The sequence below is a fragment of the Caldinitratiruptor microaerophilus genome (assembly GCF_025999835.1).
Taxonomy (GTDB): Bacteria; Bacillota; Sulfobacillia; order Symbiobacteriales; family ZC4RG38; genus Caldinitratiruptor; species Caldinitratiruptor microaerophilus.
In genome coordinates, this window is sequence record NZ_AP025628.1 from 2276326 (window position 1) to 2290205 (window position 13880).

Below are 13880 nucleotides of genomic sequence, written 5' to 3' on the forward strand. Positions count from 1 at the left end.
GGACCCCTCCTGTCGTCATAACTGCCCCGGGCCATGGTCCCGCCGCGGCTGCAGGACCGAACGCGATTCCCCGGAAGAACAGTCGTGTGTATGGCCGGTACGGCACAGAACCACACACACGGCCACGTACAGGGCGAGCAGGGCCAGCGCAACGGTCAGCGTGGCCTCCGACCCGATGCGCGGCCGCAGCAGGAGGATCACGAAGGGAACCGTGCAGAGCCACAGAAAGATGGCCATCGCCAGCATGGGCACACGGTATTGCCGCTCCATGCGGGCTCACCCTCTCGTGCCCTCACCACGGGAGGATCCGCGGTCCGCGACGATGCCCTGCAGCAGGTCGGCGACCCGGCTCGACCCGATCCGGTGGATCAGCTGGCGGTAGGAGGTATGACCCGCGGCCACGTCCCGCAACCACTCGAAGGCCGCCGGGTACCGTTGAAGCCACTCCTGTGTCAGCTGCGGCGACCACCCGACCACCCGGGCCAGGATCATGGCCCAGTACAGGTCCCCACGAAGCGTTTCGGTGAGTGATGCCTCGTACACCCGCCCGGCATTCGGTCCGGGCCCGGTGGCGAGAAGCGCGGAAGCAGCCAGCGCAGCGCTCTGGACGGCGTAGTAGATGCCCTCGCCGGTGAGGGGATCGGCCAGTCCGGCGGCGTCCCCCACCAGCAGGACGGAACCGGCCGAAACCCGCTCGTTCCTGCACCAGACCGGGATCATCCACCCGCGGACGGTCGCCGCATCCGGGTCGAGGGAATGTGCGGCAAGAAAGGCCCTGAGCGCGGGCCTGAGCCTGTTCCCCGTCGTCAGGCCGCTCACGCCCACCGAGATCCGGTCGCCTTTCGGAAACATCCACGCGTACCCCATGGGCACGACCCCGTGGTCGACCCACGCCTCTTCTCCGGACCACCCGGGCGCGGAAGATACCGGTATCTCCGCCTCGAGCGCTGGCGCGCGCCGGGGCTGCGGGCGGATCCGGAGGGAACGGGCTACCACCCCCCGGGCCCCATCGGCGCCGATCACGGCACGGGCCAGCAGCACGCCCCGGGGCGAGCGAACCTCGAGCACGCTGTCCCCCCACTCAACTCCGGTCACCCGCCATCCGGTGACCACCTCCGCCCCCGCCTCCGCGGCGGCGTTCGCCAGCAGGAAATCGAGCACGTCCCGGGAGACGGTGTGCCAGAGCGGTTCACCGCCCGAAAACCGCAAGGGCGACCGCCCCTGGGCCCACACTACCACGCTGCGAACCGCCGATTGGACAGCGGCATTCCACCGCGGTCCGAGGATCGGCTGGAGAAGGGCCCGTGCCCTGGGCGTGACCCCACCGGCGCACACCTTGGTCCGGGGGTACTGCTCCTTCTCCACCAGGGCGACGCGCGCCCCCGCAGACGCCAGCATGTAGGCTGCGGTTGTCCCGGCAGGGCCGCCACCGACCACGACGGCGTCGTAGATCACGCGCACCTCGTGTTCACCTCCGTGCGGCCGGTGGCGACCCACCGGTCAGCCCTCGAGACCTGGCCGACTGCAACTGGTTCCCGTCGCTTTGCCCGTGCCGCCGGCTACCGCTGCCCGGGCAGCCGCTGCTAGTGGCCGTGACCGTGGCTGCCGATCTTCTCTCCCTTCACCAGCGGGATGACCAACGGCATCGTGACGATGAGGCTCAGGAGGAGAACCCACACCGCACCGCCCCAGCGGGCCACGGGGGTGTACTCCGGACTCCACGTCAGGAGCACGAACAGAGCCGCAAGCCCCAGCGAGATGCCGCCGTAGATCAGGGCGGCCTTCTGCCTCCACCCCACGTCGGTCACCTCCTTCGGGATTTGTGTGGGTGATCAGTGAGCATGCGCCGGAGCAGCGATCTCACGCTCTCCCGCAGGGCTCGTGGGGCCGGGCCGCCGCAGGCTCGGCCGGAAGTTCTTGAGGAGCAGCGTGTTCAGGGTCACCGACACCGAGCTGATGGCCATGAAGAAGGCGGCCAGCTCGGGGCTCACCACGAGGCGGGTCCACGGGTAAAGCAGGCCCGCCGCCACGGGGATCCCGACCGTGTTGTAGATGAACGCCCAGAACAGGTTCTGGTAGACCTTGCGCATGGTCGCCCGGGCGATCTCGATGGCCGAGACCACGTCCCGCAGGTCACTCTTGATCAGGATCACCTGGCCGGTCTCCTTCGCCACGTCCGTGCCGCTGCCGATCGCGATCCCGACGTCGGCCTGTGCGAGCGCAGGGGCGTCGTTGATGCCGTCGCCCACCATGGCCACCCGCTTGCCCTGGGCCTGCAGCTTCTGCACCTCGTTCGCCTTGTCCTGCGGCAGGACCTCGGCCAGCACGGTGCGGATCCCGACCTGGCGGGCGATCGCCTCCGCGGTGCGGCGGTTGTCGCCGGTGATCATGGCCGTCTCGAGGCCCATGGCGTGCAGCCGCCGGATCGCCTCGACGGTGCTGTCCTTCAGCGTGTCCGCCACGGCGACCAGGCCGGCCATGCGACCGTCGATCGCGAGGAACATGACCGTCTTGCCCTGCGCCTCCAGGGCCTCCGCCTGCTGGAGGGCCTCCTCGAGGGCGATGTCCTGCTCCCGCATCAGCTTCCGGTTGCCCAGCAGCACGTGCCGCCCCGCGACGCGCGCTCGGATGCCGTGTCCGGGGATCGCCTCGAACTCCTCCGCATCGGCCAGCGCCAGCCCCCTCTCCGAGGCGCCCCGGACGATGGCCTCACCCAGCGGGTGCTCCGAGTTGCGCTCGGCTGCGGCCGCCAGGGCGAGGATGGTCGACTCGTCGTTGCCGGCGAGGGCCACCACGTCGGTGACCGAAGGCTCGCCCCTGGTCAGGGTGCCGGTCTTGTCGAAGACGATGGTGGTCAGCTTCGCGGTGTTCTCGATGGCCTCGGCGCCCTTGAAGAGGATCCCGTGCTCGGCCGCCTTGCCCGTACCGGCCATCATGGCGCTCGGCGTGGCGAGGCCCACGGCGCACGGGCAGGAGATGACCAGCACCGTGATGCTCTCCAGGAGGGCGAACCCGAAGACGCCGATCTCCCCCAGCGTGTACGGCGAGAGGATGAAGCGGCTGTCCGGGCTGAAGAAGCGTTCGAAGCCGAAGAAGAACCAGAACCCGAACACCAGCAGCGCCAGCACGTGGACGCCCAGGATGAAGTGGCCGGCCACCCAGTCCGCCACCTTCTGGATCGGGGCCTTGGACGCCTGGGCATCTTCGACCAGCTTGATGATCTGGGCCAGCGCCGTCTCCTTGCCCACCTTGGTGGCCCGGAACCGGAAGGCTCCGGTCTTGTTGATGGTGCCACCGATGACGGTGTCGCCGACCTTCTTCTCGACGGGGATGCTCTCGCCCGTGATCATCGACTCGTCGACGGCCGAGTAGCCCTCGACGACCTCTCCGTCGACCGGAATCCCTTCGCCGGGCCGGACCTGGATGAGGTCGCCGACCTCGACCTCGTCGGCCGGGATCTCCACCTCGACGCCACCCCGGATCACCCGCGCCACGCGGGGCTGCAGGGACATCAGGCGGCGGATGGCCTCGGACGTCCGCCCCCGGGTCAGCGCCTCGAGCCACCGCCCCAGGATGATGAACGCCGTCAGCAGAGCGGCCGACTCGAAGAACGTGGCCTCAGGCCCGCCGAATCCCGCGTCGGGCCAGAGCGTGTTGATCACGCCGATCAGGTAGGCCGCCCCGATCCCCGTGGCGTACAGGAGGTTCATGTCGGTGACGCCGTGCTTCAGCCCGTTCCAGCTGTTGGCGAAGAACTGCCAGCCGGGGCCGAAGACGATGGGGGTCGTCAGGAGCCCGAGGACGTAATTGTTGCCGAGCCACTCCGGAACGAATCGCGGGAAGATCCAGTAGTCCCGGAAGGTCCCCAGCATCACGAGGATCGAGATGGGCCACGCGAACCACATGAACCGGCCCTGCCGGCGGATCTCCCTCTCGCGCGCCTCCCGCTCCCGGTCCATCTGGGCCTGACCGGAAAGTTTCTCTTCCGCGTCGTAGCCGAGTTCCCGGATCGTCCTCTTGATATCCGCCTTCTCGACCACTCCCGGGAAGTACCGGACCTTGGCGATTTCGGTGGGAAGGCTCACCGCCACCGAGACGACGCCGTTGAGCCCCCCGACAGCCTTCTCGATCTTGTGGACGCACGACGCGCAGCTCATGCCGGTAACATGGAGCGTGACTTCCTCGGTGGCCACCTCGTAACCCAGTTCGGACACGGCCTGCGCCAACGCCGGAATTCCGACGCGGTCCTCGTCGTACCGAACGTGTGCCAGGCCCGCCGTCAGGCTCACCTGGGCTTCGGCAACCCCATCCAGGTTACGGAGTGCCTTCTCGATCTTGCTGACGCAGGACGCGCAGCTCATCCCCTGAATCCGCAGCTGGATCTCGCGAACCGCCAACGCTGGCACCTCCTCAGACGTCGACATGCGGATCGGTCCACCGGACTCGAGCGAGAAGCGGCAACGCGGACAGGCTATCTCGCAAACTTGAGCAGGGCGCTCTTCAGCTCTTCGCAGACTGCCGGCCCTTGTTGCCTCCGGACAGCCTCCGTGACGCGGGACTTCAGGTGACTTCGGAGGGCCAGCCGCCCCACAAGGCGCAGAACCTCCCGGGCCCGCTCCACCTGGAAGAGCACCTCGACGCAGTAGCGATCCTCGTCCAGCATCCGCTGCAGCTCTTGTACCTCAGTGACCATCCGCTGCAGACCGAGGCGGAGTTCCTTCCGGGTTTCGGGATCGAGCCGTGTCTTGTGAGGACTGGTGGTGGGGTTCACGATGCTCACCCTCCCACTACACCCTACCCGTAGGGGGTAGCATGCAGCGTCTTGCCACCAGTGTAGGGCGTGCGGGGCTGCCCGTCCATCACCCAGAGGGGTGATTTCGCAACCGGACCAGGTGGTAGACGGCAAGAGCCCAGAACGCAAGCCCCATGGCGGTTCCCAGCAGGGTGAGGGTGAAGAGGACGAACTCCACGTATAGTCCCTCCAATCCAGTTGGCTCCCACAAGAGACCCCATGTTCGTCCGAGAAGGAGGCCGGGCAGTTGCCCGGACTCCACCCCTTCTCCGGCCCGAGTCCAGACGGGGACCATCCTGTACAATCGGGACGAACCAGAGGACAACAGGAACTGCGAGTGCTACCTGTGGGGGGTAGAGGTACCTCTGGAGGTGAATATGGCACGTCTCGCTCGCCTTCTCCATCACCCGGATGGGCGATGGCCGGGCAGCACCGGCTACTCCGCCATCAGGACACCGCGCATCGCCGCGCCGGGCATGCCACCGTGACCGACGTCACAAGAAAACTCGTACCTGCCGGGTTCCATCAGCACCAGCTGGAAGGTCTGGGTGCTCAGGGGTTCCAGTACCTTCCGCACGCCCAGCGACTCGATCACGAAGCGATGGTAGCCGCCACCCCCGCTGCGGAACGGGTTGTCCTCGTTGGCCAGGGTGAGCACGACCGGCTTTCCCGCGCGCACTCGGAATGCGCTGGGCCGAAACCCGGCCGTGTCGACCCGGATCCTCATGGCTGTCACGGGTGCGTCCCCGGGGACCAGCGCCGGTTTCGACGCCATGAGACCGGCGAGCACCAGAACAGCGGCGAGGAGCGTCCCCAAACGCCTCCGGGCCGTTGGCCGCGGGTCCGCCGGCCCGTCATGCGCGCCGCCTGTCACGACCACGCCGGAACAGGTGGAGGGAGCGCGCCCGGCACGGATCATCCTCGGCACCCCGCTTGAGGAACCGTTCCGTATCCTCCAGGAAGTACTCGAGACAGCGCGTGCACCGGAACTGGTAAACCGTCCCCCTATAACGGAGGTGCGGAGCGGCCGCCGGGTCGACCGGGCTGCGGCACACCAGGCAGATCCGCCTTGCCACTGGACACCGCCCCTTCGAGCCGCCTCACGACACGCAGGAGAAGCGTGCCGGCGAGAACCAGGGCCGGCACGGTCAGAGCCAGCCACGTCCCGGACCCCACTCCGGCCCGCCACGCCTGCCCAAGGCGCCACGTCCAGCCCAGAAGAACCGTGGTCATCAGAAAGAGGAGCCAGAAGGCCCGCATGAGATCCTCACATCCCCACGTGCTCCGAGGGTCCCGCCAGGTAGCCCATGATCAGCAGGACGAGCACGGCTGCAGTGACGAGGCCGCCCAGGGTCAGTAGCCACCGGCGGCTCCTGAGGCTGTTGTCCCGGCTCCGGTCCAGAAACGGGACAAGGGCAAGGAAGCCAAACAGGAGTAGCGGGACCACGATCAGAGGCCACAGTCCCCACCGGTCCTCCAGGGGGAACAGCCAGACGAAGGCCCACGGCGGCTTGGAAACCTCGATTCCCTCCACGGGGCTCGGGCCGACGGCGGGGGGTAACACCACCGCCAGCACGGTGACGGTGCCGAGGTACACGAGCCCGTACCCGAGGAGTTTGCGCAGGTGGTCGGTGAACGTGTGCGTATGCGGCTGAGCGGCCGCGTACCCACCTGGACGCCATTCCGGCGGCAGGGGCGAGATGCCGTGCTTCTTGATCAGGAGTACGTGGATGCCCAGCAGGACGAAGAGAAGTAGCGGCAAGATGCTGACGTGGGCAATGTAGAGGCGCGGCAACATGGGAACGTTCCTGGCCAGGGTCGGCGAGAACCATGCGCCGAGCCCGCCCAGGAGTTCGGCAACCCCGGTGTTGTGCGCCAGCGCCTCAAAGCCTTCCTGATCGTACTTGAGGACCGTGCCGGTGAAGTAGAGCAGCGCGGTGAGGCCCAGAAGCCCCAGCCCCACGAGCCAGTTGCCCTCGCGCGGCCGGCGGTAGCTGCCGGTGATGAACACCCGCGCGAGGTGCAGGCCCGCCGTCACCAGGACCGCCTGCGCGGTCCAGAAGTGGATCCCCCGCACCACCCGGGCAAGCGGCACTTCGGTCATCATGAAGCGTACGCTGGCGTTTGCGGCCTCCGGCATCGGATCGAACCACTGGGCCAGCAGGATACCGGTGGCCACCATGATGATCATACCCACCACGGTGATCCCGCCCAGGGTATACCCCAGGGTGTTGGCGTGGGGCGGAACCGGATAGGCCAGCTCGCTGAGGCCGAACCGCTCGTCCAGCGCGGCCCAGAACCCCTTCCGGGTATCTGCCGCCTCAGACATCCCGCGTCACCTCCCCGAGCACGTGGCTCCTGGCCCGGTCTTCGCTGGCAATCCACCCGCCGGCGACCACGGCCACAAGCCCGGCCACGACCAACGCCCATTCCGACGCCGTGCCCCCGAAGCGGGGCTCCAGTGGGACATCGTAGAACGGTACCTGCTCATGGTCCACCGGAGCCGGGAGGGCAGACCGGATCAGAGCCCTGGCGTCGTCGAGGCGCCGCTCCCGAAGGGCCACGATCGCCTGCTCCAGTGGCTCGTACCGGATGCCTCCGCTGTCTTTGGCGTTGAGTGCGTCCTCGACCTTTTCCTTGGCCCGCACCCGGTACACGTCGTACGTGTCCGCCTGCTGCAGGTAGGCCAGCGCCTGGCGTGCGAGCAGGGGGGCAGGCAGGTTTTCTTCCTCTCCGCCCCCGTGGGCCAGGACCGGCACGCCGATGAGGACCAGTGCGGCGGCCAGAGCCAGCCCCGCGAGCCAGCGCTTCATCATCTGTTCTCCCCCCTCAGCGTTCACGGCAGCGTGAACCCCATCGCCCGGGCGCTTTCCTTCAGACCTTCCCGCACTTGCCGTACGAGTTCCGGAGCCTTCTCGGGACCCCGCCTCAGCGCCCGCCCAAGGGCGTGCACAGAGTCCTCCACCCGCTCGCGCAGGGCTGCGTCAGGGACATTCTGGGCGTAGGCATCAAAGAGTTCATCCAGTTTCTCTCCGAGATCGGCTGCCTCGGCCGCCTTGCCTTGCCCGACCAACTCGTCAATCTGGTCCAGCAACGCCCACGCCGCGCGTGCCTGCTCCTCTGCCTGTCCGACCGGTTTGCGCGCGCCGCCCTGGGCCTGCTCGACCGGAGCAGTCGGCGGCGAGGAGTTCGGAGCGGACGGGGCCTGCGGCGCTCCTGCCGGGGCCGGCGTAGCCTGAGAGCCGGCCTTCGGCGCGGCACCATCCGTCCGGGTATTGCCGCACCCGGCTGCGAGGGCGACCGCGGCGACGATGAAGAGGCCGGTCATGAGGGTCGTCTTGCGCACGGGTTTATCCCTCCCTGGCTCCCATGCTAAGCGGCGCTCGTCCGGAGGCGGAATTCCGCGAACGGGCGACATCCGGCCGCCAAGCCGGGTGACGGCGCGTCACCCGGATGGGCGACACCCCACACGGGAAGCCTTCACAGGACCTCCACAGTTCCTGCACAATTCGGTGGTACAGTGGTGGAAAAAGCCCGATAAGGGGGTTGCGCCATGGGCTGCGGCGGTCACGGCGCACATGGCTGGAACCGGGGCTGGTACAGAGGACGCCACGGACACGGTCAACCGGTTCCATCCCGGGAACCGGACGCGGCAGGTGCCGGGGGCGAAGATCCCCTGATCATCCTGAAACGACGCCTGGCCCGGGGCGAGATCACGCTGGAGGAGTACCAGAAGCTGGAGGCCGTTCTGAAGGGCTGAGGGCAAGGCGCAGGTTCCGACCTGCGCCTTGCCCGCATCATTGACATCGCCTAAGTGGAGGAAGAAGGGAGGAGCAACGCCGTGATCACCGCCAGACCCGATGAACTCGGGGCGATCCAGATGTTACAGCGCATCGCCTATTTTCGCGACCTCGGTCCGGACCGGTTGAAAGCTCTTCACGGGCAGACGGTCCGGCGTCTCTACCGGGCGAAGGAGACCATCTTCCTCGAGGGGGAACCTTCTCCGGGACTCTTCTGGGTGGAAAGGGGACGGGTGATCATCCGGCCTGTCTCGGTTGACATGCTGTAGAGGTTCGACTACGATCTTTCCAAACTTACATAACATCGGAAGTTGTAAGGAGCCTGTTTTACGAGCCCAGTGGTTTGTACGGGCTCCGTCCGGTGAAGCGAGATCCGCTGTTCTTGCCTCCACCCAGCCTGCGCGACCCTTGGGCCGGGTGGCCGAGGCCCACCCGGCCTGGTTCCTGGCCGATGCCATCAAGGTCAGCAGGCGCGGCTGATCTCGATCGGAACAAGCGATCCTGCGGAACTCCTGCCGGCTTGGCCTCCCGCCAGGCCGGCAGGAGTTCCGCCAAGCGATCTTCGCAAGGATCGAGGTGGTCCCCTTGTTCGGCAGGAAGAAAAACGGCGACGACAGAGAGAAGAAGGCCGGGCTGGGCACCATCCTGAAGAGTGTCCTGTACGGGATGGTGTCACACGATGAAGTGAGCGCTGCCCTCCGAACCCGGATGCACTTCGAGCACGTGTTCATGTTCGTCACGCTCGGCGACATGTTGGGGATCCCGATCCTGCCGCCGTACTACAGCCTGCGGGTCCTGCCCTACGCCGTGCCCAACATCGATACCTGGAAACGGCGGGTGTTCCGTGAGCGCGACATCTTCTGACGTATACGGGGAGTAACAGCGGTAACACGGAGGCGGCCTGGTCCAGGCCCCCGGGTATCGAGCGGACCGGCGTTGCTCCGCAACCTTCACACGCCCGCCGGCCCGGGTTTCCGTTGACATCCCGTCGGGGTTCGGCTAGGATCGTCGTAAAGCATATCGGAATGCCATGGTTACACACTGCAACAGCGGGCAACCGGAGGGAAAGCATGGCCCACCGTTACCACTCCATCCTCGACCTCATCGGGAACACACCGGTGGTGCGGCTCAACCGCCTGCCGGACCCGGGGGGCGCCGAGGTGTGGGTGAAGCTCGAGTCGCGCAACCCCGGCGGGAGCGTGAAGGACCGTCCGGCGCTCAACATGATCCTCGCGGCGGAGGCGGCAGGCCTCATCCGCCCCGGTTACAGCACCATCATCGAGCCCACGTCCGGGAACACCGGCATCGGCCTGGCCATGGTGTGCGCGGCCCGTGGCTACCGCTGCATCATCACGATGCCGGACAGCGCGACACAGGAGCGGGTAAAGATCCTGAGGGCCTACGGAGCGGAGGTGCACCTGACGCCGGCCAGGGAGCTGATGCAGGGCGCCATCGACCGGGCCAAGGCGCTGGCGGCCGAGATTCCGGGTGCCTTCATCCCGCAGCAGTTCGAGAACCCGGCGAATCCGGACGCCCACCGTCGCACCACGGCGCTGGAGATCCTGGAGCAGATGGAGGGGCGCCTGGACCTCTTCGTCCTCACGGCCGGCACGGGGGGCACCGTGACCGGCGCCGGCGAGGTGCTCAAGCAGCACCTGCCCGACCTCCGGATCTACGTCGTGGAGCCCGCCTCCTCCCCGGTGCTCGCCGGAGGCAAGCCGGGGCCGCACAAGATCCCGGGCACGGGGCCGGGGTTCATCCCGCCGATCCTGAACCGGAGCATCTTCGACCGGATCTGCCACGTTACGGATGAAGAAGCCCAGACCATGGCCCGCCGCCTGGCGCGTACGGAGGGCATTTTGCTGGGGGCCTCGGGGGCGGCGGCGGTACACGTGGCCCTCCTGGCAGCACGGGAGATGGCCCCCGGCCAGCGGGTGCTGGCCATGGCCCCGGACAGCGGCGAGCGCTACCTGTCGTCCGACCTCTTCGAGTAAGCGACCCGGTTCCCGTCCCAAGGAGGATGGCGACGATGCGACGGCTACGCCGGCGACTCCTACCCGTGTCGCTCGTGCTCGTGCTCGTGATGCTCGTGTTGACCGCCTGCGGCGGTGCCCGGACCTCCGGGGGGGCTTCGGGTCCAGGACCTGCCGGAGGCAGCGCTTCCGCCCAGGGTAGCGGAGCCGGCGCCCCGGTGCCCGGGCCGCGCCGCTCGCTCAAGATCGGCTACCTGAACGTGATGGACGATGCACCGGCCATGCTGGCCAAGGATGCCGGGCTGTACGAGAAGTACGGCCTGGACGTCGAACTGGTCCTGTTCGAAAGCGGCACGGACCTGATCAAGGCCATCGTCGGCGGCCAGCTGCAGGCCGGCGTGCTCGGCTTCACCAACGCCGTCACCTGGGCGGCGAAGGGCGCCGACCTCAAGGTGGTGGGTGGCGCCCAGGTAGGGTACCACTCCCTCGTGGTCCGCAAGGACAGCGGCATCAAGACCGTCCAGGACCTCAAGGGGAAGCGGCTGGCCTCCCAGAAGCAGGGGAGCACGGCCGACATCGTCCTCAACGGCGTCGTGTTCCGGCAGGCCGGGCTGAGCCGTCAAGACGTCCAGATGGTGTACGTGGAGCCCGCGGCAGCGATCCAGTCCCTCGCGGCAGGCCAGGTGGACGCCGCCCTCGTCTTCGAGCCCTACGAGCAGATCGCCAGGGCGACGGGCAACGTGGACGTGATCTACGAGATCGGCAAGGTGTGGCCGTTCCCCTGCATGGTGGTGATCACGTCCGGGAAGCAGCTTGCCACGGACCGTGAGGCGGTCGACCGGCTACTGGACGCTCAGAAGGACGCCATCGCGATGCTCGAGACGCAGCCCGATGAAGCCGCCCGCTACCTCGTCAAGCGCTTCGTGCAGGACGAAGAAGTCCGGGGTCCCAGCGGGAGCGTGAAGGCGGTCGACCTCGTGCGCAAGGCCATCGAGACGCAGACCTTCCGGTGGGAGATCTCGGACCAGGACATCCGGCGGATGGAGGAGATCGTCGACATCATGGTGAGCCAGGGCCTCCTCGAGCGGAAGATCGACGTGAAGACGATCCTCGACCTCTCATGGCAACAGCGGGCCGAGAAGAAGGTCTAGCACGGCCGCGCTCCATGCGAGGGGTATCCAGGATGACCCGACGGCCCTGGCGCGACAAGCTGGCCTACGTGGCGGCGATCGCCACCCTCCTCCTGATCTGGCAGATCGCCGCCCTCTTCTTGCCGAGCTTCCTGCTCCCGTCAATTCCCCAGACGGCGGCGCGGGCCGTGCGGCTCTTGGGCGACCCCACGTTCCTGGGCGGGATCCGGGACAGCTTCCTCCGTCTGGGGATCGGCTACCCGCTCGCCTGCCTGCTCGGAGCGGCGCTCGGGCTGGCGGGCGGGCTTTTCCGGCCCTTGGCGCTCTACCTGCGCGGCCTCATCTCGATCCTGCAGTCGGTGCCGCCCATCACGTGGGTCCCGTTCCTCCTCATCCTGCTCGGCTTCGGCAACGCCCCCGTGATCATCGTAATCACCATCGCCAGCTTCTTCCCGATGGCGCTCGCCGTCTTGAACGGGACCGAGGGGGTCAGCCGCACGCACGTCGAGGTCGCCCGGGTGATGGGCGCCTCCCGCTGGCAACTCCTCACCAAGGTCTACGCCCCGGAGACGCTGCCGGCGGTGATCACCGGGGCGCAGGTGGCGTTCGGCAACGCGTGGCGGTCGCTGATCGCCGGCGAGATGGTGGCGGGCGTGAGCAGCGGTCTGGGTTGGTCGATCAGCTACGCGGGCGAAGTCGCCGACATGGCCGGGGTCCTCGTCGGCATCGTGGTGGTGGGGGCCGCGGCGGCCGCCATCGACTCGCTCGTGCTCGAGCAGCTGAAGCGTCGCCTCCTGCACTGGCGGAACGGAGCCGGGGGAGATGCCGCATGACCGGAGGAATCGCCCTGGAAGGGGTCAGCAAGCGGTTCGGCGACCTGCAGGTCCTCACGGACGTGAACCTGCAGGTCGCCGAGGGGCAGTTCGGCGTGATCGTCGGTCCGTCGGGGTGCGGCAAGAGCACCATCCTGCGGATGCTCGCGGGCCTCGAGCGCCCGGATGCGGGCCGGGTGCTCAAGGACGGGAAGCCGGTCACCGGACCGGGGCCGGACCGCATCCTGATCTTTCAGGAGCATGCGCTCTACCCGTGGCGGACCGTCGCCGGGAACGTGGCCTTCGGGCTGGAGCTGGCCGGCGTCCGCCCGGCCGACCGGGCCGCTCGCGTGGCCGACGTGCTGGCCCGGGTGGGTCTTGGCGGCTTCGAGCGGTACTACCCGCACCAGCTGTCCGGCGGCATGCGGCAACGAGCCGCCATCGCCCGCGCGCTCGTGATGGACCCCGAGGTGCTGCTCCTGGACGAGCCCTACGGGGCCCTGGACGCCATGACCCGGCTGACCATGCAAAACGAGCTGCTCCGGCTCTGGCAAGGCTCGGGCAAGACGATGCTGATGGTCACCCACGACATCGAGGAAGCGATTTACCTGGCCGACCGGCTCTTCGTCATGAGCCCTCGGCCAGGGCGCGTCCTGCGGCAGATCGAGGTGGAGCTGCCGCGGCCGCGCAGCCGGACCGACGCCCGGATGGTGCGCCTGAGGGAAGAAGTCCTGGGGTTGCTCCAGATCGCGGCCTGAGGACGGGCACGCCGGCTGGGGAAGGCCATGTGCGGGCCGGCGCGCCTGGCGCCCGCCCCCGTTTCTCAGTCGAACAGCTCGAAGTCGAACAGCTCGTGCCAGAAGCTCTTGCGCCGGTGCGGGTGGAACTTCTCCGGCCCCCGGTGCCGGTGCTCGGGTGCCGGCGGTTCATCGGGCGGCAGGCGCGATTCCTCCCAGCGGTCGGCGGTTTCGAGGAGCTTGTTGAGTTCTCCGCGATCGAGCCAGACCCCACGGCATTCCGGGCAGACGTCGATGAGCACGCCGCGCCTCGGGACCTCCCGCATGGGCACGTCACAGAGCGGGCAGCGGACATTCCGCACACCGGTCACCCCCGACGCGAACTCCGACTGTCAACGCCCATGATACCGTGCTCACCTTGCTCATCGCCAGCGGCACCAACCCGCCGCCGGCCCCCTCTTGCGGGCACCGGCGGCCTTCTTCCATGCCGAGCGCCCGGCCGGTCCCTTCCCATGACACAGGAGGAGAATCTTCATCGATTCTCCTTCTTTCTTCCACCCATTCTTCACAACCTGCACGTAACCTCACAGGTGGGTCGACCCCGTCCAGACGAGACACCCCTGCAACTAGGGTGCG

Annotated in this window: 18 protein-coding genes; 7 read left to right on the forward strand and 11 right to left on the reverse strand. The window is 67.9% G+C overall.

The window, feature by feature from the left end:
• Window positions 1–15: 15 nt before the first annotated feature.
• The 10 genes from caldi_RS11030 to caldi_RS11075 form a co-directional block, all read right to left on the reverse strand.
• Window positions 16–270 (reverse strand): hypothetical protein, encoded by a 255-nt coding sequence (locus caldi_RS11030; RefSeq protein ID WP_264841818.1) that lies wholly within the window; start codon window positions 268–270, stop codon window positions 16–18.
• 6 nt (window positions 271–276) lie between these two features.
• The gene (locus caldi_RS11035) at window positions 277–1461 is read right to left on the reverse strand and encodes a geranylgeranyl reductase family protein (protein WP_264841819.1); all 1185 of its coding nucleotides are present in this window, start codon (window positions 1459–1461) and stop codon (window positions 277–279) included.
• 122 nt (window positions 1462–1583) lie between these two features.
• Window positions 1584–1799 carry a hypothetical protein gene (locus caldi_RS11040; RefSeq protein ID WP_264841820.1) on the reverse strand — a complete coding sequence of 72 codons (216 nt, stop codon included), beginning with the start codon at window positions 1797–1799 and terminating at the stop codon, window positions 1584–1586.
• Window positions 1800–1832: 33 nt separating this feature from the next.
• Entirely contained in the window at window positions 1833–4397 is a 2565-nt protein-coding gene (locus caldi_RS11045; RefSeq protein WP_454464615.1) for a heavy metal translocating P-type ATPase, read from the reverse strand.
• Window positions 4398–4471: 74 nt separating this feature from the next.
• Entirely contained in the window at window positions 4472–4771 is a 300-nt protein-coding gene (locus caldi_RS11050; RefSeq protein WP_264841822.1) for a metal-sensing transcriptional repressor, read from the reverse strand.
• An 88-nt stretch (window positions 4772–4859) separates the two neighbouring features.
• Window positions 4860–4985, reverse strand: coding sequence for a hypothetical protein (locus tag caldi_RS11055; RefSeq protein WP_264841823.1), 126 nt, complete (start codon window positions 4983–4985; stop codon window positions 4860–4862).
• A gap of 243 nt (window positions 4986–5228) precedes the next feature.
• Complete coding sequence (locus caldi_RS11060; RefSeq protein ID WP_264841824.1) at window positions 5229–5711, reverse strand: cupredoxin domain-containing protein; 483 nt, start codon at window positions 5709–5711, stop codon at window positions 5229–5231.
• A 348-nt stretch (window positions 5712–6059) separates the two neighbouring features.
• Window positions 6060–7121 (reverse strand): cytochrome b N-terminal domain-containing protein, encoded by a 1062-nt coding sequence (locus caldi_RS11065; RefSeq protein ID WP_264841825.1) that lies wholly within the window; start codon window positions 7119–7121, stop codon window positions 6060–6062.
• Window positions 7114–7608, reverse strand: a complete 495-nt coding sequence (locus caldi_RS11070; protein WP_264841826.1) for a hypothetical protein — start codon at window positions 7606–7608, stop codon at window positions 7114–7116. Before caldi_RS11070 ends, caldi_RS11065 begins: the two co-directional genes overlap by 8 nt.
• A gap of 20 nt (window positions 7609–7628) precedes the next feature.
• Window positions 7629–8138 (reverse strand): hypothetical protein, encoded by a 510-nt coding sequence (locus caldi_RS11075; protein WP_264841827.1) that lies wholly within the window; start codon window positions 8136–8138, stop codon window positions 7629–7631.
• Window positions 8139–8345: 207 nt separating this feature from the next.
• Here caldi_RS11075 and caldi_RS17810 point away from each other — a divergent pair, with 207 nt between their 5' ends.
• The 7 genes from caldi_RS17810 to caldi_RS11105 all read left to right on the forward strand — a co-directional run bounded on the left by caldi_RS17810 (window position 8346) and on the right by caldi_RS11105 (window position 13265).
• Window positions 8346–8552, forward strand: a complete 207-nt coding sequence (locus caldi_RS17810) for an SHOCT domain-containing protein (RefSeq protein WP_406568084.1) — start codon at window positions 8346–8348, stop codon at window positions 8550–8552.
• Between the two features lie 81 nt (window positions 8553–8633).
• Window positions 8634–8861: a cyclic nucleotide-binding domain-containing protein gene (locus tag caldi_RS11080; protein WP_264841828.1), complete on the forward strand. Its 228-nt coding sequence runs from the start codon at window positions 8634–8636 to the stop codon at window positions 8859–8861.
• 316 nt (window positions 8862–9177) lie between these two features.
• On the forward strand, window positions 9178–9456 hold the full coding sequence (locus caldi_RS11085; RefSeq protein ID WP_264841829.1) for a hypothetical protein: 279 nt from the start codon (window positions 9178–9180) through the stop codon (window positions 9454–9456).
• 206 nt (window positions 9457–9662) lie between these two features.
• Window positions 9663–10586 (forward strand): cysteine synthase A, encoded by a 924-nt coding sequence (gene cysK, locus caldi_RS11090; protein ID WP_264841830.1) that lies wholly within the window; start codon window positions 9663–9665, stop codon window positions 10584–10586.
• A 35-nt stretch (window positions 10587–10621) separates the two neighbouring features.
• Window positions 10622–11716, forward strand: a complete 1095-nt coding sequence (locus caldi_RS11095) for an ABC transporter substrate-binding protein (RefSeq protein ID WP_264841831.1) — start codon at window positions 10622–10624, stop codon at window positions 11714–11716.
• 32 nt (window positions 11717–11748) lie between these two features.
• The gene (locus tag caldi_RS11100; RefSeq protein ID WP_264841832.1) at window positions 11749–12528 is read left to right on the forward strand and encodes an ABC transporter permease; all 780 of its coding nucleotides are present in this window, start codon (window positions 11749–11751) and stop codon (window positions 12526–12528) included.
• Window positions 12525–13265, forward strand: a complete 741-nt coding sequence (locus caldi_RS11105) for an ABC transporter ATP-binding protein (protein ID WP_264841833.1) — start codon at window positions 12525–12527, stop codon at window positions 13263–13265. The genes caldi_RS11100 and caldi_RS11105 overlap by 4 nt, the downstream gene beginning before the upstream one ends.
• A 65-nt stretch (window positions 13266–13330) precedes the next feature.
• Here the strand turns inward: caldi_RS11105 and caldi_RS11110 are convergent, their stop codons facing one another.
• Window positions 13331–13615 (reverse strand): TFIIB-type zinc ribbon-containing protein, encoded by a 285-nt coding sequence (locus caldi_RS11110; protein ID WP_264841834.1) that lies wholly within the window; start codon window positions 13613–13615, stop codon window positions 13331–13333.
• Window positions 13616–13880: the final 265 nt, after the last annotated feature.